Origin of the sequence: Anaerotignum propionicum, from assembly GCF_024461735.1 — a bacterium.
Classification (GTDB): domain Bacteria; phylum Bacillota; class Clostridia; order Lachnospirales; family Anaerotignaceae; genus Chakrabartyella.
In genome coordinates this window covers 155,456-175,138 of record NZ_JANGAD010000005.1, presented here as the reverse complement: position 1 = coordinate 175,138, position 19,683 = coordinate 155,456, and the positions used below count along the sequence as shown (strand labels likewise).

At 38.4% G+C, this 19,683-nt stretch carries 19 protein-coding genes; 10 read left to right on the top strand and 9 right to left on the bottom strand.

Annotation, left to right across the window (positions count from 1 at the left end; genetic code table 11):
- Nucleotides 1–204: 204 nt before the first annotated feature.
- Both NE558_RS08585 and NE558_RS08580 read right to left on the bottom strand, forming a co-directional pair.
- Nucleotides 205–936, bottom strand: a complete 732-nt coding sequence (locus NE558_RS08585) for a LytR/AlgR family response regulator transcription factor (protein ID WP_256149607.1) — start codon at nucleotides 934–936, stop codon at nucleotides 205–207.
- A gap of 439 nt (nucleotides 937–1,375) precedes the next feature.
- Entirely contained in the window at nucleotides 1,376–2,053 is a 678-nt protein-coding gene (locus NE558_RS08580; protein WP_256149606.1) for a CPBP family intramembrane glutamic endopeptidase, read from the bottom strand.
- A 736-nt stretch (nucleotides 2,054–2,789) separates the two neighbouring features.
- Here NE558_RS08580 and NE558_RS08575 point away from each other — a divergent pair.
- The 6 genes from NE558_RS08575 to NE558_RS08550 all read left to right on the top strand — a co-directional run bounded on the left by NE558_RS08575 (nucleotide 2,790) and on the right by NE558_RS08550 (nucleotide 8,335).
- Entirely contained in the window at nucleotides 2,790–4,037 is a 1,248-nt protein-coding gene (locus NE558_RS08575) for a [Fe-Fe] hydrogenase large subunit C-terminal domain-containing protein (RefSeq protein WP_256149605.1), read from the top strand.
- A gap of 357 nt (nucleotides 4,038–4,394) precedes the next feature.
- Entirely contained in the window at nucleotides 4,395–4,721 is a 327-nt protein-coding gene (locus tag NE558_RS08570) for an ArsR/SmtB family transcription factor (protein WP_256149604.1), read from the top strand.
- Entirely contained in the window at nucleotides 4,708–5,757 is a 1,050-nt protein-coding gene (gene arsB, locus NE558_RS08565; protein ID WP_256149603.1) for an ACR3 family arsenite efflux transporter, read from the top strand. The genes NE558_RS08570 and arsB overlap by 14 nt, the downstream gene beginning before the upstream one ends.
- 52 nt (nucleotides 5,758–5,809) lie before the next feature.
- Nucleotides 5,810–6,187, top strand: coding sequence for an arsenite efflux transporter metallochaperone ArsD (gene arsD / locus NE558_RS08560; RefSeq protein ID WP_256149602.1), 378 nt, complete (start codon nucleotides 5,810–5,812; stop codon nucleotides 6,185–6,187).
- Nucleotides 6,184–7,941, top strand: a complete 1,758-nt coding sequence (gene arsA / locus NE558_RS08555; protein WP_256149600.1) for an arsenical pump-driving ATPase — start codon at nucleotides 6,184–6,186, stop codon at nucleotides 7,939–7,941. Before arsD ends, arsA begins: the two co-directional genes overlap by 4 nt.
- Nucleotides 7,934–8,335 (top strand): arsenate reductase ArsC, encoded by a 402-nt coding sequence (locus NE558_RS08550; RefSeq protein WP_256149599.1) that lies wholly within the window; start codon nucleotides 7,934–7,936, stop codon nucleotides 8,333–8,335. The genes arsA and NE558_RS08550 overlap by 8 nt, the downstream gene beginning before the upstream one ends.
- 312 nt (nucleotides 8,336–8,647) lie before the next feature.
- On the opposite strand, the gene NE558_RS08545 is transcribed toward NE558_RS08550, so the two are convergent.
- The 5 genes from NE558_RS08545 to NE558_RS08525 all read right to left on the bottom strand — a co-directional run bounded on the left by NE558_RS08545 (nucleotide 8,648) and on the right by NE558_RS08525 (nucleotide 14,214).
- On the bottom strand, nucleotides 8,648–9,178 hold the full coding sequence (locus NE558_RS08545; RefSeq protein WP_256149598.1) for a flavodoxin domain-containing protein: 531 nt from the start codon (nucleotides 9,176–9,178) through the stop codon (nucleotides 8,648–8,650).
- Nucleotides 9,171–9,629, bottom strand: a complete 459-nt coding sequence (locus NE558_RS08540) for a MarR family winged helix-turn-helix transcriptional regulator (protein ID WP_256149597.1) — start codon at nucleotides 9,627–9,629, stop codon at nucleotides 9,171–9,173. The genes NE558_RS08545 and NE558_RS08540 overlap by 8 nt, the downstream gene beginning before the upstream one ends.
- Nucleotides 9,630–10,091: 462 nt before the next feature.
- The gene (locus tag NE558_RS08535) at nucleotides 10,092–11,942 is read right to left on the bottom strand and encodes an ABC transporter ATP-binding protein (RefSeq protein ID WP_330643419.1); all 1,851 of its coding nucleotides are present in this window, start codon (nucleotides 11,940–11,942) and stop codon (nucleotides 10,092–10,094) included.
- Entirely contained in the window at nucleotides 11,935–13,698 is a 1,764-nt protein-coding gene (locus tag NE558_RS08530) for an ABC transporter ATP-binding protein (RefSeq protein ID WP_256149596.1), read from the bottom strand. Before NE558_RS08530 ends, NE558_RS08535 begins: the two co-directional genes overlap by 8 nt.
- Before the next feature lie 87 nt (nucleotides 13,699–13,785).
- Entirely contained in the window at nucleotides 13,786–14,214 is a 429-nt protein-coding gene (locus NE558_RS08525; RefSeq protein WP_256149595.1) for a MarR family winged helix-turn-helix transcriptional regulator, read from the bottom strand.
- Between the two features lie 706 nt (nucleotides 14,215–14,920).
- On the opposite strand from NE558_RS08525, the gene NE558_RS08520 reads away from it, so the two are divergent.
- Genes NE558_RS08520 through NE558_RS08510 form a run of 3 tightly spaced genes read left to right on the top strand, consistent with a single transcriptional unit; the run spans nucleotide 14,921 to nucleotide 17,747 of the window.
- A complete protein-coding gene (locus NE558_RS08520) occupies nucleotides 14,921–16,042 on the top strand; it encodes a helix-turn-helix domain-containing protein (RefSeq protein ID WP_256149594.1) in 1,122 nt (373 codons plus the stop codon).
- Nucleotides 16,039–16,962: an ABC transporter ATP-binding protein gene (locus NE558_RS08515; protein ID WP_256149593.1), complete on the top strand. Its 924-nt coding sequence runs from the start codon at nucleotides 16,039–16,041 to the stop codon at nucleotides 16,960–16,962. The genes NE558_RS08520 and NE558_RS08515 overlap by 4 nt, the downstream gene beginning before the upstream one ends.
- Nucleotides 16,959–17,747 carry an ABC transporter permease gene (locus NE558_RS08510; RefSeq protein WP_256149592.1) on the top strand — a complete coding sequence of 263 codons (789 nt, stop codon included), beginning with the start codon at nucleotides 16,959–16,961 and terminating at the stop codon, nucleotides 17,745–17,747. The genes NE558_RS08515 and NE558_RS08510 overlap by 4 nt, the downstream gene beginning before the upstream one ends.
- Before the next feature lie 569 nt (nucleotides 17,748–18,316).
- Here NE558_RS08510 and NE558_RS08505 read toward each other — a convergent pair.
- Together NE558_RS08505 and NE558_RS08500 are read right to left on the bottom strand one after the other, a co-directional pair.
- The gene (locus NE558_RS08505) at nucleotides 18,317–18,697 is read right to left on the bottom strand and encodes a VOC family protein (RefSeq protein WP_256149591.1); all 381 of its coding nucleotides are present in this window, start codon (nucleotides 18,695–18,697) and stop codon (nucleotides 18,317–18,319) included.
- Nucleotides 18,698–18,742: 45 nt separating this feature from the next.
- A complete protein-coding gene (locus NE558_RS08500) occupies nucleotides 18,743–19,069 on the bottom strand; it encodes a cupin domain-containing protein (RefSeq protein WP_256149590.1) in 327 nt (108 codons plus the stop codon).
- A gap of 184 nt (nucleotides 19,070–19,253) precedes the next feature.
- Between NE558_RS08500 and NE558_RS08495 the strand changes: the two genes are divergently transcribed.
- The gene (locus tag NE558_RS08495; RefSeq protein ID WP_256149589.1) at nucleotides 19,254–19,595 is read left to right on the top strand and encodes a winged helix-turn-helix transcriptional regulator; all 342 of its coding nucleotides are present in this window, start codon (nucleotides 19,254–19,256) and stop codon (nucleotides 19,593–19,595) included.
- The last annotated feature ends 88 nt before the right edge of the window (nucleotides 19,596–19,683 follow it).

Genomic DNA, 19,683 nt, shown 5'->3' with positions numbered 1-19,683 from the left:
TATTCGTTTTTTAGCAGGCTCTCGAAATCGCATTGCCGCTGATGACATTAGCGTAAAGACAATGACAGATTGCAAAAAAGAAAAAAATAGTAAAAGGTTGTATAACAGATTTACCGCCTCCCTTCTTCATTTATCCTAACATAAATTAACCCCAAAAAATATTTTTGGGGTAATTGCTATTATTTTAGGGGCAATTGTCACATTTTATTCCTCTGTGAACATTTGAAAACGTAAAAATTCCTCTTTGAGTTTCTGATAGGAGCGGTAAGGGTAAGTTACAGATTCACCAGTATCAAAAGTTATGGTATTCTTAGAAATCTGTCGGATATATTTAAGGTTCAAGTTTAAGGAAACCCCACACCTAACAAAAAATTTGTTCTGGGAGAGCAACTCAAAAAGTTCCGAGGCGGTCATGCGTACCTCCAGCTTACTTCCTTGAATGGTATGTACAATCTGATAATTATTTCGTCCCGTTTCTGTAAATACCACATCCCTCAGTGCAAGCCTGGTAATACCCTCTGATGTCTTAAGTGTAACAATCATTCGCCTTTCTTTATCAATACGTTGGATAATCTTATCCAAAGCGGCAAAAATACCGGATTCAGCATAGGGTTTAACCAAATATTGTGCAGCTTCTACTTCAAAAGCTTCGATGGCATGGTCTCGAGATGTTGTAATAAATATAATTTCACTATTATCTCCTAGCTGGCGTAATTCTCTTGCTGCATCAGTACCAAGCATACCAGCCATAAAAATATCTAGAAGCATTATATCAAATCCTCCATGCTCAGCCACAAAAGATAATAATTCTAATGGGGCAGAAAAGGAATGAACATTTATTTCATATTGCGGGTGCTTTTGCATGTATGCTACAAGGCAGCTATGGGTACGGTCAATTTCTTGTGGATCATCGTCACAGATTGCGACATGAATCATTCACATATCTCCTTTCATCTTAATCATAAGCAAAGCTACAATATCACTATAAGCATTATAAATATAGTATAAATCATCAGAGATTTTTATCAAGCTTTTCTAACTAAATACAACGTTGGTTTGACCTTATAGTAAATGAAACTACGACTTCCCTATCACAATAAAATATATAGAGTGAAAATGACCATTTTCCAGATTTATCGTTAAAACAAAAGTTGCAATATTTGTTTCAACTAGTACCGGACTTAAATATTTTTTATGGTTTTGTGATTATAGTCGTAACAAGAGATATTTATTTTTTTTCTGCAAATACTCCTTGTACCTGATTATCTTTTGAAAAAACAAAACTTTGACGTTTCAAAAAATAATAATCCAATACAAAACATATTTAAACAGATAGACTGAAAATTTGTTTGAAATATTTACTACTGGCATATGCTCATCTTACTATGTAGAGAAAGGCAGGAAGTAAATACGCCGTCAAGATGTCATAAAATCCATGAGCAATCATAAGGGGAACAATACTTTTATTTTTAGACTTGTAAAAATAGATGCACAGGAAAAGTGTATTTACAGTAATATTAAAAAATTCACCGAAAACAAACCGTACAGGTGGCCAGTGGAATGCATAGAATAACAGACAGTTCATCGCGACTATGATTACTTTTTGATTTGATAGTTCATGGCTTTTTTGCAATATAAATCCTCTGAATATCAGTTCTTCCGTAAGTCCCACGCAAAAAAAACAATATAGTGACCTGATCATAATGCTGCCCCAATCAGGCTCCGTCGCAAAGACAGAATAGTCTACCCTCATCAAAAGCAAAGGGATTTGCTGTACTGCAAACATGCAAACTCCTAACAATAATCCTTTTGGAATTTCAGAGATAGCCAGTTTCTTTAACCCAACATAAGCAATCGGCTTTTTTTCTATTTTCACTACATACAGAATTATGACTGCATAAGAACTAAAATATGTCAAAATACCAACCCAAAGTCCATCTGCGTTGAAAATATCTGCTATCTTATTAAAAACACCACCCACTATTGCCATAAGAAAGAAACAAGCAATCATTTCAATCAATAGCCTCGGTTTTTTAGACGACAATACATTCAATTTCCTTTCCTCCGTATCTTCCTTCAGATTATAAATATTCTTTAGTAACGCATTACTTAAATAATTAACTTCAATTTATTTATCTTTTAATTTCTCACTATGGTACACTGCTGTGTCTATTCCCTCTGAATACTAACTGTAATGTAAATGAGACTACTTAAAACAAACTTACAATCAACAATATGGTTTGAAATGTGCAGCAATTGAATTCATCTTTCCTTATACCCTTTACTTTATTATACATGTATCTTCATAATTTTTCCATATATAAAAAATAGGATTAAACCGCTGTGTCATTTTATGTCTAAATTTAACCTCTTATATCGCTATATTATGTAAAACAACCTATCACATCTATACTCCATCATTTTTCAAGGATTTAAAACAGTACTTTTACGCCCTTTTAAAACCAAAAGTCAATTCAAAACTAACTAAAAATAGCCAGGAACCTCACTTGTGGCATCTCTCTCGAACCTCTTAAAATATGGATGCTTCCATTTCTCTATCTGTTTTCTTCATAAGATAATGCGCTCTATTTCTTATAGATTGATTAAGTCATAATTGTTTCATCTAGTGATGATTAGATCTATTAATCATAACATAAAGCCGTCAATTATGGACATATTTACATTATAGAATAATCATAAATCAATTAAAATCAGTTGAATCTTTCAGCCACATAAGCAATTGTAGTTGTTAAGAATTCTAAATACATTGCGATAAAAGAGGTAAAACTATGACATTTGAAGACCTATATAATAGACTTTTGAAAGCAGCTGTAAACAGTAAAATGCCTGAAGAATTAAATTTAATCGAGAATGAGGGGTATGATCCTCATCAATTAGACTGCCTTATAAATCCGCACAAACATGAGGTGGTTCTTCGTACAGGCCAATGCAATTGCTCCCCAGAGGAGAAGGATGATTGTAAGGGAAAATGTTTATTTGATGCACTGTTTATAAATCCTGATGGAAATATCGATATTAACGGTGAAAATTGCGTAGGATGTGGAGATTGCATTAAAAATTGTAAAAAATCAAATATAATTGAGAGCAAGGATTCTTTGGCAATGTTAGAATCACTTTATAGTTCCAATTCCCCCGTATATGCGATGATTGCCCCTGCCTTTGTAAACCAGTACTCAGATGAGATCACTCCAGGCAAATTGCGTGCTGCATTTAAAAGAATTGGTTTTACGGGAATGGTAGAAGTTGCTCTGTTTGCTGATATCTTGACCATGAAAGAAGCGTTAGAGTTTGATAGAAATATTAAAACAGAAGAAGATTTTCAGTTAACGAGTTGCTGTTGCCCTATGTGGATTGCTATGATAAGAAAGGTATATTCTCAGCTAGTTTCTCATGTCCCTGCAGCTGTTTCACCGATGGTAGCATGTGGACGTTCCATAAAGGAACTTTATCCCGGAGCAATAACGGTCTTTATCGGCCCATGTATGGCTAAAAAGGCAGAAGCAAAGGAAAAGGATGTTAGTGATTCTACGGATTTTGTTTTAACCTTTAAAGAGATTCAAGATATCTTTGACTTTGCAGGACTTAATCTAAAAGACATGGAAGAGGATGAACGGGATCATTCTTCTAAGGCAGGCAGAATTTATGCGGGAACGGGGGGTGTCAGTGAAGCGGTACGAGAAGCAGTAGAGCGTATTAATCCAACAAGAGAGATTACTGTAAAAACACGTCATGCAAATGGAGTTGCGGAATGCAAGAAAATGCTCAATGATATTCTCGTAGGAGCAGGCAATGCCAACTTCTATGAAGGAATGGGCTGTGTTGGTGGTTGTGTGGGGGGACCAAAAGCCCTAATTCCCAAAGAAGAAGGAAAGGAAAGCGTTCTTCGCTATGGAGAAGAAGCCATTTACAAAACTCCATTTGATAATCCTTACGTAGTTAAAATGTTGCATGATTTAGGGTTAGAAACCGTGGATAGTTTGCTTGAGGAAAGAGATATTTTTATAAGAAAATGGTAAAAAATAAGCAGTGAAAAATCACTGCTTATTTTAGTAGACAAAAATGCTGTCACGAATAGCTGGTGATTCCTTGGCAGATGAGTATTATATCCATTCCGCAGCGGTGGGGATAGGTGCAGGCGTGGATAACGTCGTCATAGTCATTAATCTTACGTCTTAACAAAAGCAATAGCGTTATCTGCAATAAAATACAGATAACGCTATTGCTTATATTAAATTTTACTTCTAATTGCTCCCTATATTTATTGATAGTAAAAATATTTACTGTATATTTTAATAAAGCAGAGAATATATTGACATTTATCTATATGTTAACATATAATACATATAGATAAATATCTATGTGAGGTGATTGACTTGATTAATAAATATACCGAGAATGTTGGGTTGTTCAAAGCCCTTGCAGACACGAACCGTCTTATGATTGTGGATATGCTGTCTTGTGGTGAACTTTGTGCCTGCAAAATTCTAGAAAAGTTTCAAATAACACAGCCAACCCTTTCCCACCACATGAAAATACTGTGTGATTGCGGTTTAGTAAAGGGACGTAAAGAAGGCAAATGGATGTATTATTCACTAAATAGTGCAAAGGTTCAGGACTTTAAAAACTTCTTATGTGCCATAACCATTGATAAAGAGGATTGTATTTGCAAGGAAGGGGCGTGCAACTGTGGAAAAGGATAACCAAGTTCAAGGTATCGGCTTTTTTGAAAAGTATTTAACGGTATGGGTACTGCTTTGCATGGCAACAGGTATTCTGATTGGCAAGTATTTACCCTCTATCCCCTCTTTTTTAGGTCTGTTTGAGTATGCACAGGTGTCTATCCCAATTGCCATTCTAATATGGCTTATGATTTTCCCCATGATGTTAAAGGTGGATTTTAAGAGCATTCACAACGTTGGTAAAAATCCAAAAGGTCTTTTTGTAACTTGGGTTACAAATTGGCTGATTAAACCCTTTTCCATGTTTGGGATTGCAAGTCTTTTTTTCTTCGTGATTTTCAAAGCACTCATTCCTACGGATTTGGCAAAAGACTATTTGGCTGGAGCCATACTGCTTGGTGCCGCACCTTGCACAGCAATGGTGTTTGTATGGAGCCATCTAACAAAAGGTGACCCCGCTTATACCGTAGTACAGGTTGCAACCAACGATTTGATTATCCTCGTTGCCTTTACACCTATTGTGGGGCTCTTACTTGGCGTAAGCGGCATTTCTATTCCATGGGATACACTTTTAATGTCCGTTGTACTATTCGTTGTTATACCTCTTTCGGCTGGCATCATTACCAGAACACAGCTTATCAAACGCAAAAGTGCAGAATACTTTAACAACGTTTTCTTACCAAAATGGAACAGTATTACAGTCACAAGTCTGCTTTTGACGCTGATTATAATTTTCTCATTTCAGGGAAATGTGATTTTGGAAAATCCGCTACACATCATATTGATTGCTGTACCCCTGACCATTCAGACATTCCTGATTTTTTTTATCGCCTACTTGGTGAGCAAGGTGCTCAAACTGCCCCACAACATCGCCGCTCCTGCGGGAATGATTGGTGCATCAAACTTCTTTGAGCTTGCCGTTGCAGTTGCCATTGCCCTGTTTGGTGCCCAATCGCCTGTTGCATTGGCTACCATTGTGGGGGTGCTTACCGAAGTTCCAGTGATGCTGATACTTGTTAAAATTGCAAATAAAACAAAGCACTGGTTTCCTTCATGAAGTGACCTACCATTGGTTTGTCCATAATAATCTAATTTAAGGAGTGATTTCTATGAAAACAATGTCTATTTACGAACCTGCCATGTGCTGTGAAACGGGTATCTGCGGTGTTGGTGTGGATCCCGAACTGCTCCGCATCTCAACCGTATTCCATAATCTGCAAAAGAACGGCATTACCGCCTCACGTTTTAACCTAAACAGTGCCCCACAGGCGTTTATAAACAATACAGCTATGAATAAACTGATAATGGGCGATGGCGTGGAGTCTTTACCTGCTACGGTCATTGACGGTAAAATTGTTAAAACTAAAGCATATCCTACCAATGAGGAAATTATCGCATGGCTTGAAATCCCATCCTCATATCTTGATGCTCCTGAAACCAAAAAGAAAGATGGTGGATGCTGCTGTTCGGGAGGTTGCTGTGAATGAAACCTTTTGAACTGCAAAACCTAAACCTTACAAAATATCTCTTCTTTACAGGTAAAGGCGGTGTTGGAAAAACGTCTATCGCTTGTGCCACCGCTGTAGCGCTTGCAGATAATGGGCTAAAAGTACTGCTTGTCAGCACGGACCCCGCATCCAATTTGCAGGATGTATTCAGCACCCAGCTTGATGGCAAAGGCGTACCCATTGGGGAAGTTCCCAGGCTAGTGGTTGCCAACCTAGACCCGATACAGGCGGCGGCACAATACAGGGAAAGTGTTGTTGCACCCTATCGCGGGAAATTACCAGAATCTGTAATTATCAACATAGAGGAGCAGCTATCCGGTTCTTGTACGGTGGAAATTGCCGCTTTTAATGAGTTTACAAACTTCATTACAGACGAAAGTGCGGCAAAAGAATACGACCACATTATTTTTGATACTGCCCCCACAGGCCATACCCTGCGAATGCTGCAACTGCCCAGTGCATGGAGCAAATTTATCAATGAGAGCACACATGGTGCTTCTTGTCTTGGTCAGCTATCAGGATTAGAAGAACGTAAAGAGATGTACAAAGAAGCGGTAGATACTTTAGCGGACAGCAAATTGACTACTCTCCTACTAGTTTCTCGCACTGAAAGCTCTCCCCTACAAGAAGCGGAACGTGCTTCCAATGAGCTTGCCGATTTGGGTGTACACAATCAGCTTTTGATTGTGAATGGAATGCTATCTTCTTTTGATGATGTCATATCCGAAAGCCTATATAATAAGCAACAAGCAGCAATTAGCCATATGCCTGTGGGATTAAAAAATATTACTGCATACTTTGTTCCACTGCGTGCCTACAACATCACCGGTATGGAAAATGTTCGTAATCTGCTCCAAAAAAACATCCTTGCCATGAGCGACCATTCACTAAATGCCACCAATATACCGGCCCTCGACAAGGTCATTGACGATTTGTATACAAGTGGTAAAAAGGTGATTTTCACCATGGGCAAGGGCGGTGTTGGTAAAACCACCATTGCCGCTGCCATCGCTCTTGGCCTATCTGCAAGGGGGAAAAAGGTACATCTGACAACCACAGACCCTGCCGCCCATCTGAAATTTGTCTTAGACGAAACCGATGGTATTACCATGAGCAATATTGATGAAAAGGAAGAACTCCGACGTTATCAAGAAGAAGTGTTAAATAAAGCACGAGAGTCTATGTCAGAAGAAGATATTGCCTATGTGGAGGAGGATTTGCGTTCCCCTTGTACACAGGAAATCGCTGTATTTCGTGCTTTTGCGGAAATTGTGGAGCGAGCGGAAAATGAGGTTGTCGTGATTGATACCGCACCCACAGGCCACACATTGCTTCTGCTGGATTCCACACAGAGCTATCATCACGAAGTGAAACGCACACAGGGTAACGTCCCAGAGGCTGTTAAAAAACTTCTTCCCAGACTCCGCAACACTCATGAAACAGCAGTTATTATTGTAACCTTGGCTGAAACCACGCCTGTTTTTGAAGCCATGCGGCTAGAAGAAGATTTGAAGCGTGCCGAAATCTCAACAAAATGGTGGGTTATCAATGCATCACTGTATGCCACCGAAACCACAAATCAGCTTTTAAGAGCCAAAGCAAGCCATGAAATCGAATGGATTAACAAGGTAATGGAACTATCTCAAGGCAATTTAGCCGTTATTAAGTGGAGCCCAGAAGATGTTAAAGGCAGTCATTTACTATCACTTTTAGGGGGTAAGGAGCATGAATAAGATTGCCTTTGTTTGTGTGCACAATTCCTGTCGTTCTCAAATTGCAGAAGCTCTTTGTAGGCATTTTGCAGGAGACGTATTTGAGTGCTATTCAGCAGGAACAGAAACAAAACCACTAATCAACCAAGATGCTGTGCGTCTGGTAAAAGAACTTTATGGGATTGATATGGAAAAAACTCAGTATTCCAAACTTCTGGCCGATATACCACCCGTAGATATTGTTGTTACCATGGGTTGCAACGTAGAGTGTCCTTTCTTGCCCTGCAAGCACCGTGAGGATTGGGGTCTTAATGACCCCAGCGGCATGGATGACAACATGTTTTTGGAAACCATATCTCTTATCAAAGATAAAATTTTAGACCTTAAGGAACGTATCCAAAACAAATTGTTATAGAATACTGGCAGGTTGTAGACAAAGTCAAAATCTCGAGGGCTTTGCCCTCAAACACCCACAAGGGTTTCCTATCAGCACTTTACTTTGCAAAGCTGTCCTGCGGACAGATGGCACTTCTTTGCCATTGCATCATTGACTCATCTATAACCGCATGAATATGCAGTTTTAATAAAAGTTTTTGGTCTTGCTTTTTCCAAAAAGCAAGTTGGTTTGGGCAACGCCCAAGGTTTGTCTTCAGTCTGGCTGGCAGGTGCTTCAGCACCTGCCAGTATTCTTATGATACAGAAAAATAGTAGATAGGAATGTTGCTTTCTAGAAATATAAGTCCTTCACATAGGAGATTATAGGTTGTATCGTTCCCCTATCCTCAAAATTTACTTTTGCATTATAAGTGTTAAGAAATTCTTTGTCATCGGGTTCTCGCACAGATTCTGGCTTTTTTTGAATCATGCCTTTCATCATAGCCATCATAGATTTATGGATTGGCCCAAGCTTTTTGTAGTCAATTCCACCACGCAGGTGGAAAAATTTTGTTTTCACCAAAAGCTCTGGCGTAAAGTTTTTATTTAAGATTGTGCTGTAGTCTGTCGCATTGGGATCGGCTAATCCAACAGTAAATACAATAATATTCTTGCATAAATTTGAGGTAATCAGTTTTACACCTGCGATACCACCTGCATACAAACCACCTCCATATATAACAATGTCATATTGACTTAGCGCTTTCGGCTCAACCGTTTTGGCGGCAAATAAATCTGCACTTAGTTCTGAAGCAATCCATTCCGCATACTTTTGCGTTGAGCCGTATTTCGATGTGTATACTACCAAAATTTTTTTAGACATCAGATACCTCCGCTATACTATCTAAATTATCAAATATCTTAATTAGCCAGCTGCTTAAATTATTAACTTCATCCATGCTCATACCAGAGAACATGCTGTCAATAAACTGAGTTGCAATTTGTTCGTTATCTTTGTCCCACTGCTCCCATTGTTCGCTTACTTTTATACGCATCGCCCTGCCATCTTTCTCGTCGTTATGGACTGTCACAAAGCCTTTTTCGACCAGCTTCATAACAAGTTGCTTTGTGTTTTGGTGAGAAGTATCGCAAGCTGCTGCAAGTTGCTTTAGTGTGGGCGGCTGTTCAAATAATCCCAATACCAAAATTACAAACCATTGCTTGGCAGTTAGGTCTTTCATCTGAGAATCCATTTTGCTTTGAAGGCGATTAGCTACACGAAACAGATAGCCAAATACAATCAATCTTTTATCCATTTTATCAAAATCATACATTGACACCCCTCCAATATAGGTAATATATTATCCATATAGGTATTATATTACCTATTTATATCCTTTGTCAATAAGCATATAGAAAAGACAATGACAGATTTACATAAACACTCATTAAACTCATTTCACTAGTAGCTTAATTATTTGGTTATGAAACATGATTAGAGTTTGTATTTCTTTAGCATCACAAGGGATAATCTCTACATCTGAAAATAAGGCGTAATGTCATATCATTACCTCTACTATTTTTATATTACAACAAAGCAAAATGCAACCATGACTGGTTGCATTTTTTAACAGAAGCTAAAATGAGCTGATTATTTTGTTGCAAAATTTACCATATACATACTACTCTATAACTATTTTAAGTCATCTTCTTGCTTCGCTGAAATTTCTTCAATCTCTTCTAATACTGTATCATTTGAAATGCCCTACATACTCTCTGATAATACATGATTTTCCCTACGCTACCTCAAACTGACTGCTATAAAGCTCAGCATAGAACCCTTTCTCTGCAAGCAATTCTTCATGATTTCCACTCTCAATAATATTTCCATCTTTCATGACCAAAATTAAGTCCGCATTTTTTATAGTTGATAAACGATGGGCAATTACAAACGAGGTTTTGCCAACCGTAAGCTGATCCATAGCAGACTGTACCAAACGTTCCGTACGAGTATCCACTGAGCTTGTGGCTTCATCCAGAATCAACAACGGAGCATTTTGTATCATGGCCCTTGCAATCGTGATTAATTGCTTTTGCCCTTCCGATAGGCTTGCTTTATCATTTAATATCGTATCATATCCGTTTGGTAAAGTCTTAATAAAATGATGTAGTCCCACAGTTTTACAAGCTTTGATGATTTCTTCTTCCGTAACATCCTGTTTGCTATATATGATATTATCTCGTATCGTTCCTTCAAAAAGCCAGGTATCCTGTAATACCATACTAAACTGCCCATGGACATTTTCTCTTGGGACTTCATGAATTGGTACTCCATCAATCATTATTTCGCCTCCATCCAATTCATAAAATCTCATAATCAGATTTACGATTGTTGTTTTGCCAGCTCCAGTTGGACCCACTATCGCTACCTTCTGCCCAGCCCTAATTTTTGCCGTGAAATTGTGAATGATCGGTTTATCAGATGTATATCCAAACTTCACATTGTTAAATAACACTTCTCCTTTGACATTGTTTAGATTATTTTGTTTTTCTACTTCATTTTCCAATTCTTCTTCATCTAAAAATTCAAATACACGCTCGCTGGCTGCGGCTGTTCTTTGCAAATTGTTCATTGCCTGGGCAATCTGAGAAAGTGGCTGGGTAAATAAGCGAATATACATCATAAACGCTACTATAACACCGAATGTTATTTTTCCCTCCATAGCAAGTGCTGCGCCAACAACACATACTGCCACATAACCGAAGTTTCCTACAAAGCTCATAAGGGGCATCATAAGTCCAGATAAAAATTGAGATTTCCAAGCACTCGTATATAATTTACTGTTACTTCTTTCGAATTCTTCTTTGGCTTCTTTGCTTCCATTGTAAACTTTTACAACATTATGCCCTGTATAGACTTCTTCAATATGACCATTAATATTGCCTAACTCAGTCTGCTGCTCTTTAAAGTATTTCTGAGAAGCTTTCATAATTATCATCATAAAGGTGAACCCCAAAAAGCTTGCACCCACTGCAGTCAGTGCTAAAATCCAGCTATTGTAAAACATCATAACCAAGGAACCAAGCAACATAGTTGCAGAAGTAATCAGTGTACCAACACTTTGATTTAAAGTCTGTCCTATAGCATCCACGTCGTTGGTCACTCGGCTTAATACATCACCAATGCTAGTAGAATCAAAATATTTCAAGGGAAGACGATTCACTTTTTGCGATATGTCTGACCGCATTTTTTTAGAAATCACCTGGGTCACCGTAGCCATTATCAAACTTTGTAAATAACTAAGTAAAAAGGAAATACCATAAAACAGTGCTAAGGTCCAGGCTATTTTAGAAATCCCATTCAAATCTATACTACCAATCACCGGGGTTCCTTCAACAACGGCGGGCAATCCCTTCATAATTTCATTTGTCAGTTCTTTTAATTTGTCAGGCCCCACAATCTGCAGCACTGTTCCTGCTATTGCTGCTATCAAAGCAAATATTATAAAAGGCAAATATCTCTTACAGTATTGTAACAATCTAACCATTGTCGATTTAAAATTATTTGATTTTTCCCCCGGCACTCCCACAGAACCCATTCCCATGGAACCAGCTTGCTTATTTTGCTTTTCTCTCTTTTCAGTCATGTAATAGCTCCTCCTCGCTTAGCTGAGACATAGCGATCTCTTTATATACGGCACAGGTATTTAAAAGTTCTTTATGTGTTCCCTTGCCAACAATCTTTCCTTCATCAAGAACAATAATTTGATCGGCATCCATAATTGTGCCAATCCGTTGTCCAACAATCAGATTTGTTACACCGGCCGTTTCCTTTTTCAACGCAGACCTTAGTATACGGTCAGTCTTATAGTCCAATGCAGAAAAGCTATCATCAAAAACATACATTTCTGGTTTTCTGCAAACAGCCCGTGCAATGGCCAATCGTTGCTTTTGTCCACCTGACACATTGGATCCCCCTTGAGAAATCACTGCTTCATATTGATGATCCATTTTTTCTACAAAATCACTTCCCTGTGCAATTTTTATAGCGGTCTCAATCTCTTTTTGATCCGGCTTGTGTTTTCCATTATCACCAAAACCTACATTACTACTTACGGTGCCACGGAACATAACTGCTTTTTGAGGAACATATCCAATCTTGTTATATAATTCTTCCTGTTTATATTCCTTAACATTTATTCCATCTATGATAACTTCACCACTTGTAACCTCATAAAATCTTGGAATTAGACTTACCAAAGTACTTTTTCCGCTACCTGTGGATCCAATAAATGCAACCGTCTCACCCTTCTTTGCAGTAAAACTGACATCTTCCAGAACATAATCAGAAGCCCCCGGATATTTAAAGCTAACATTTTTAAATTCCACATGACCTACTAAGCCATCTTTGCCTTGACATTTATCTCCATCCAAAATGGTGGCCTGCGTATCCAATACTTCATTAATACGCTTTCCAGACACGGAAGCCCTTGGAAGCATTACAAATATCATTACCAGCATCATAAATGACATAATTACTTGCATTGCATAGGATGAAAACACAACCATATTGGAAAAAAGCGTTAAACGATCCATTGCTTGTGCCCCATTAATCAGATATGCACCAATCCAATAAATTGCCAGTGACAATCCACTCATTAGCGCTGTCATCATAGGCATCATAACTGCCATACCTCGATTTGTGAACAGTTGGGTAGACGTCAACTCCTGGTTTGCACTCTCAAATTTCTTCTCCTGATAGCCTTCTGCATTGTATGCCCTCACCACACGCAGGCCTGTGAGATTTTCTCTTGTAACTCGGTTCAAATTATCTGTAAGCACCTGCATTTTACGAAACTTGGGCATTACAAACAGCATTAATAAGGCAATCACCACCGCCATAACCCCAACAGCCACACCGGTTGCAACTGTCCATTCAAATCCTTTTCCCGAAATCTTTACTAATGCCCACACAACCATAATCGGTGCTTTGATTAACAACTGCAATCCCATTGTAATAAATTGCTGTACTTGTGTGATGTCATTTGTTGACCTTGTTATCAAACTATCTGTTGAGAAACGATTCATTTCTTCCATAGAAAAAGAATCAACCTTTGCAAACAGAAGGCTTCTTATTCTTCGGGAAAAAGATGCCGCTATTCTCGCTCCAAAAAAGCCTACTATGATTGATGATATTAAGCTTCCCATGGCACAAAGCATCATTTTGCCCCCAGCCAGCCAGATATCTAACATTTCACCACCGGGCATCTGCGAATATCTTGTGATTTCGGACATATAATCAGGAAGCTTTAAATCTAACCAAACCTGAGCTACAATGAATATTAAACTGATCAACACCTGAACCCATTCTGATACATCGAAACGTTTTAATAACTTTATCATGCTAATTCTCCTTTTGCTAATGGTACTATAATCTAATATTGTTAGGTTTTAGACTAGAAGATATGCAGCCACATATGTGACTGCATTTTACTTAAATCCTTCTGGCCCTTTTTCTGCAAGTCTTTTCATAATTCGTATAAACTCTTTTGCGTCCTTCTCCCCAAGAAAATGGAGCATATTCTTTACCATATTCAAAACCATACTATAATGGTTTTTTACTTGTTCCATTCCGGAATCCGTTAAGTCAATCAAAATTCTTCTCCGGTCTTCTGCGTCAATCCTTCTTATAATAAGGCCCTTTTTTTCCAAACTATTCAGTGCCGCTGCTACCCTTGCCGTAGAAATTCCCATCTCATTACTAATATCACTTGGAATTACTTTTCCTCCTCTTTGAGATATGAAAAGGAGTACAAAATTTTCTCCATGGACGGAATCATGAATCTCCTTGTGTGAATTTATCTTTCGCATGTAATACATTGTTTCCAAATACTCTTGTGCCATCTGCTCAAAGTCCACTTCGTCACCTTCTAACATCAATATATTATCTAATACTGTTTATTATATTTGATGTTAGTTATTTTGTCAACACTGTTTTTGCTCATATTATCATTTCCAGTGTCAATCTATGTTTTGTTCTGACTGCCATCACAACAACAAAATTTATTTGGTTATGCCTATTTATCCATTTTTTACAAAGACAATATCAAAGATAATAAATAAGAGGTATCAAGATTTTATTCTCAATACCATAGAATGAAGATGTATATAGCTCCCCGTACTTTTTAGGATTGAATCAGTTGGTGAATCAACTTACACAATATTACTTTTAATCATATTATGCTTTTTGCTACTACAGCCAATCATTCATTTTCTGCTTAACTGTCACAAGGAAAGTGTAATCAATGAATCTTCGTATTCTTCTGTTTCTTTTATTCATAGTGGGATAATTTGTTTCTTTTATCTTGCTTCATGATTAGTCGCTTGAAAGCCTTGCTTACTATATGAAACTATCTATATTCACTACTGTGTAATATGTTTTTGAAAAATATTTTTTTATTTCCTTTTGGGCTCGAGGAGGGAATTTATAAACTACGAATTAAAATCAAATACTATTAGCGTCTGTTTTTTTGTTTCTCTGTAGTTGATTTTTTCAACTAAAATCAACTATGAATCCATTGTGGTTGATTTAATCAACTGATATAATAGTAAATGAGGTGATTACATGAAAGATATTAATATTGCTCGAGTAATTATAAACAAGCGTAGAGAAAAAGGACTAACGCAAGATGACCTTGCGAGCTACATCGGCGTTTCCAAGGCATCTGTTTCAAAATGGGAAACCGGACAAAGCTTTCCCGATATCACATTTCTTCCACAGCTTGCAGCTTTTTTCAATATCAGCGTGGATGAGTTAATGGGATACGAGCCGCAAATGGGCAAAGAGGATATCCGCAAATTGTATCTGAGCCTATCCTCCGATTTTACAGTAAAACCCTTTGATGAAGTGCTGGAGCATTGCCGTAAAATTGCTAAAAAGTATTTTTCCTGCTTCCCGTTACTCTTTCAAATCGGTGCGCTGCTCATTAACAACAGCATGGAATCAGGTGACATGGGTAAAACCTTGGCAGTCATTACGGAGGCTAAAGAGCTGTTTATCCGAGTGAAAAAAGAAAGTGAAGATGCGGAGCTTTGCCAGCTTGCACTTAACATGGAGGCATTTTGCGCCTTGACACTGGGCAATGCAGAAGAGGTGATAGAACTGCTTAAGGAAACAAGCAACAAGATAATTAGCACAGAAACGCTACTTGCACCAGCCTATCAAATGATCGGCAAGCAAAGAGAAGCAAAGTCGGTATTACAAGCCGGCATCTATCAACACATGGGTTCTCTTTTTGCTGCGCTCACCGACTATCTCCCGCTTTGCACCGATGCGCCGGATCAGTTTGAGGAAACATACCGACGAGCGCTTGCTGTTGCTGAAACTTTTGACTTGAAAAATCTTCACCCGACAATGCTGGTGAAGTTCCACATCATTGCTGCGCAAGGATATACAATGCTTGGAAATACAGACAGAGCCCTTGAAATCCTTGAAGAATATGTAGAGCTTGTTACAGGAGATATTTATCCCCTTAAGTTAAAAGGAGACACTTACTTCAATTTGCTTGATGAGTGGATTGATGCGTATGATTTAGGAGCTGCCCTTCCCCGGGATGAAAAGATCGTGCGCCAAAGTATGGTCGACAGTATCGTCAAAAACCCTGTGTTTACCAACCTTACCGATGAACACCGTTTTCAGAGAATTGCGGAGAAGCTAAAAAACAAAATGTTTGGAGGCATAATATGAGAGCAGTCTTACTAGAAAATTTGTCAAAAACCTATACCGGAGGAAACAAGGCAGTCGATGATATTAGCTTCAGCTTGGAGCAAGGTGAGGTATTTGGGTTCTTGGGTCCCAACGGAGCTGGAAAGACCACCACTATCAAATTGCTTTGTGGCATGCTTACGCCTTCAAATGGCTGCTGTCGGGTGTTTGACCTTGACCCCGCCCAAAATCCAGAAAAGCTTCATCAATTGTCAGGCGTGATTACAGAACATGCACAAATGTATGACCATTTATCGGGTCTTGAAAATCTCATTTTTTATGGCACGCTTTTCGGTATGAATCTGTCTGATTGTGAAAAGAGAGCAACTGCTCTTTTGGAACGGCTAAATTTGATAGATGCACGGCAACGGAAGCTGTCTGCCTATTCCACCGGTATGCGCCAACGGCTTTCCCTTGCCAGAGCTATGATACACAGCCCCAAAATTCTGTTTTTGGACGAACCAACCTCAGGTCTTGATCCTGAAAGTGCGCAAAACGTCAACATTCTCATTCAGGAACTTGCCGCAAGGGGGACAACAATTTTCTTATGCACCCATCAGCTGCGCTATGCCCAAGAAATCTGCACCACATACGGACTGATTAATAAGGGCAGTTTATTGGCTACAGGAAATATCGAGGAGCTTCGCACCATGGTTTCCTCTAAAGTAAAGGTACGGTTGAAAGCAAGCCTCATACCCGATGGTATGGCATATCAGAAAGCCGGAGAACACACCTATGATATCACAGTAGGCTCAGAGGACGAAATTCCCCTTATTGTCAAAGGAATTGTTGGGGCGGGGGGCGATGTATATCATGTCTCAGCAGAGCGGATGTCGTTAGAGGAAATTTATTTTTCACTAATTGACATGAATAATGGGAAAATGGAGGGAGGTAATTTATGAATACAAAACAACTTGCCCTTATTAAAAAAGATATTCGTGGCATTACATCAAATAAGCAGGTGTTCATGGTTATGCTGATTGTGCCCCTTGCACTTACTATTGTACTCCCTTCTATTTTAGTATTTGTCACGGCACTGGTTCCGGATGCGGCTTCGGATTTTCAGGCATTACTGAATATGCTGCCAATTACTGAGCGAGAGGGCAATCAAGATCAGATAATATTAAGGCTTGTGCTCAACAAAATCATGCCGGCTTTTTTTCTAATGATTCCCATTATGGCGTCGTCTGTTATGGCGGCCAGCTCCTTTGTGGGAGAAAAGGAGAAGCACACGCTGGAAACCTTGCTTTATTCCCCGCTCTCGTTAAAGCAATTGTTTCAGTCAAAAATATTAGCCGGCTTTTCGGTAGGTATGATGGTTTCGTTCATCTCATTTGCCGCAATGATGATAGTACTGGAAATAGAGATGCTTTTTTTGACAGGTGCTGGGATTATGCCTGATATTAGTTGGCTTATTGTTATGCTGCTTATCGCACCAGCTATCTCCCTTGTTGCTATCGGTATAACGGTTCGCGGTTCCGCAAAGGCACAAACCATAGAAGAAGCACAGCAACGTGCCGTATTCTTGATTTTTCCCATCATTGCACTTGTCATAGGCCAATTCACTGGGGTAATCTTGGTAAGCACATGGCTTCTTTTGGGGATGGGTGTCGTTTTAGCCCTGCTTGCTGCACTTCTTATGAAGGGCGCTGTAGGAAAATTCACATATGAAAAGCTTTTAAGATAATGATAACAGCACAATTCGATTCATTTTACAGGTAATGAGAATTGTAAAAAGAAATACACTAGATGAAATCAATTCATTACAGGATTGAGCCGCTAATTTGTATTATGATATGCTCTCCCTAAGGTTGACCTAAAAAAACCAAAGTCAACTTTGCGGGGGAGCATATCAAATTTTGTTAGCGGCTATCTCTTTACCTATATGCTCAAAATAGTTGAGTATCCTCTCAAAAGGACAGTGGGTGGGTGAATTTAGCTTTCATTGTATTGGTATTTATTTGTTCACATCTCACATGTACTTTGTTGTATAACCTGTTTTAATCTGGTATACGTCTTTGATGTAAAACTGCTAATTTTCCTTGGCTGAATCCATATAGACAGCGATAGGATTTTGCATCTCATTGCAGTGATAACTTTCATCCTTATTTCGAGAATTGCCACATGTAAGATTCACGTGTCCTTTATAAATGGTAATGTTAACAGTGTCGTATGCCAACTCGTCTCCAACTAATCACCCTACCGCTTCATGATTTGCTTTACATATAGTTCTCGCCTTGAAGGAATTTCATTTCCTTATCCTCTAAACTCAATCAATTCCCCATCAGGACCTCGAAAAACAACTCGTCTCCAGCCTGTTTCCTGAGGTGTTCTGGGATCAGGAATATGTGGCTCAGTTACGACCGGGATCCCTGCATCTTTAAGCTTTTGATAATCCGAATCAAAATTATCGCTAATAAGACAGAAATGATACCCCTTATTTTCCCTATCAATTGTCCAGTGTTCAAACTCTAACACCGTATCACCCAACTGAAGATAAACAACCTTTTCAAGGTCTGGCACACCGGGAACATCGTGCTCAAAATATTTTTTAAACCCAAAGTTTTTTTCGTAAAAGTCAATGGACTTTTCTCTGTTTTTTACAGATAACGCAACATGGTCTATTCGTGTAAACATAAATTTTTACCTCCTGTACTCAATTCCGAATTTTTATAAAATGGTTTAAGCATTTTTAAGAGTATCAATTTTAATTTGCAATACAACCCAATTGTTAGCACTGGTGTTATTAAATCCATGGGTCTCTCCATAGGGTGAAAATATGATATCCTTCTCTTTTACAAGCACTTCTTCATTGTTTATGGTGATTGTACCTTCACCAGAAATCACATAAAAGATTTCATCAATATCTGAATGCTTATGATCCGGTGTTGTTTGTCCTGGGGCATAAAGCAAAAGTCCTGTATCAAAATGTCCTTCTTTGAAAATTGCTTTACGTGCACTTCTCTCAGTTGCAAAATCAAGAATACCATCGATATTTATTTTTTCCATTACTTATTCCTCCTTTTAATTTGTATTTAGATAGTAGTGGCAATTGAAACCATAACCAATTAATCTAAATAGACTTGCTCTACAATTACTATATTAAAGTTACAAACTTTTTGCAATAAGGCACTATTTAGTGTTATACTAACCAAATAGTAAGTAAATATAACAATTGACAGGAGGGATAAGAATGCCGTGCGATAAATCATGTCCTATTGAGCATACCGTCAACCTGATTGGCCAAAAATGGAAGGTTCTTATTCTAAGAAACCTATTTAATAACGGTACACAAAGGTTCGTAGAGCTAAATAAAGGAATAAACGGAATCAGCCAGAAGATGCTGACTCAACAGCTTCGGCAGTTGGAGGCCGATGGGATAATTTATAGAAAGGTTTATCCAGAAATACCGCCAAAAGTCGAATATACACTTACGGAACTAGGACAATCATTAAGTCCAATCTTAGAACAGATGAATATATGGGGAAAAGAACACCTAAAGCTCATTAATCTTAATGATCAAAGGAATAATTGACAGTTTAATACTCTTAGTAGTAGTTTCTACCTCTCATCACTAAGTTTAGCAACAGTCAAGAATCACCATGATTTTGGAACTTATATAC

What these genes read in the sequence shown, in the direction of transcription:
- NE558_RS08530 (WP_256149596.1), bottom strand. Translation starts at nt 13,698, where the DNA reads ATGATAAAGTTATTAAAACGTTTCGATGTATCAGAATGGGTTCAGGTG.
- NE558_RS08575 (WP_256149605.1), top strand. Translation starts at nt 2,790, where the DNA reads ATGACATTTGAAGACCTATATAATAGACTTTTGAAAGCAGCTGTAAAC.
- NE558_RS08535 (WP_330643419.1), bottom strand. Translation starts at nt 11,942, where the DNA reads ATGACTGAAAAGAGAGAAAAGCAAAATAAGCAAGCTGGTTCCATGGGA.
- NE558_RS08515 (WP_256149593.1), top strand. Translation starts at nt 16,039, where the DNA reads ATGAGAGCAGTCTTACTAGAAAATTTGTCAAAAACCTATACCGGAGGA.
- NE558_RS08585 (WP_256149607.1), bottom strand. Translation starts at nt 936, where the DNA reads ATGATTCATGTCGCAATCTGTGACGATGATCCACAAGAAATTGACCGT.
- NE558_RS08500 (WP_256149590.1), bottom strand. Translation starts at nt 19,069, where the DNA reads ATGGAAAAAATAAATATCGATGGTATTCTTGATTTTGCAACTGAGAGA.
- NE558_RS08545 (WP_256149598.1), bottom strand. Translation starts at nt 9,178, where the DNA reads ATGTCTAAAAAAATTTTGGTAGTATACACATCGAAATACGGCTCAACG.
- arsA (WP_256149600.1), top strand. Translation starts at nt 6,184, where the DNA reads ATGAAACCTTTTGAACTGCAAAACCTAAACCTTACAAAATATCTCTTC.
- NE558_RS08510 (WP_256149592.1), top strand. Translation starts at nt 16,959, where the DNA reads ATGAATACAAAACAACTTGCCCTTATTAAAAAAGATATTCGTGGCATT.
- NE558_RS08540 (WP_256149597.1), bottom strand. Translation starts at nt 9,629, where the DNA reads ATGTATGATTTTGATAAAATGGATAAAAGATTGATTGTATTTGGCTAT.
- arsD (WP_256149602.1), top strand. Translation starts at nt 5,810, where the DNA reads ATGAAAACAATGTCTATTTACGAACCTGCCATGTGCTGTGAAACGGGT.
- NE558_RS08550 (WP_256149599.1), top strand. Translation starts at nt 7,934, where the DNA reads ATGAATAAGATTGCCTTTGTTTGTGTGCACAATTCCTGTCGTTCTCAA.
- NE558_RS08505 (WP_256149591.1), bottom strand. Translation starts at nt 18,697, where the DNA reads ATGTTTACACGAATAGACCATGTTGCGTTATCTGTAAAAAACAGAGAA.
- NE558_RS08520 (WP_256149594.1), top strand. Translation starts at nt 14,921, where the DNA reads ATGAAAGATATTAATATTGCTCGAGTAATTATAAACAAGCGTAGAGAA.
- NE558_RS08495 (WP_256149589.1), top strand. Translation starts at nt 19,254, where the DNA reads ATGCCGTGCGATAAATCATGTCCTATTGAGCATACCGTCAACCTGATT.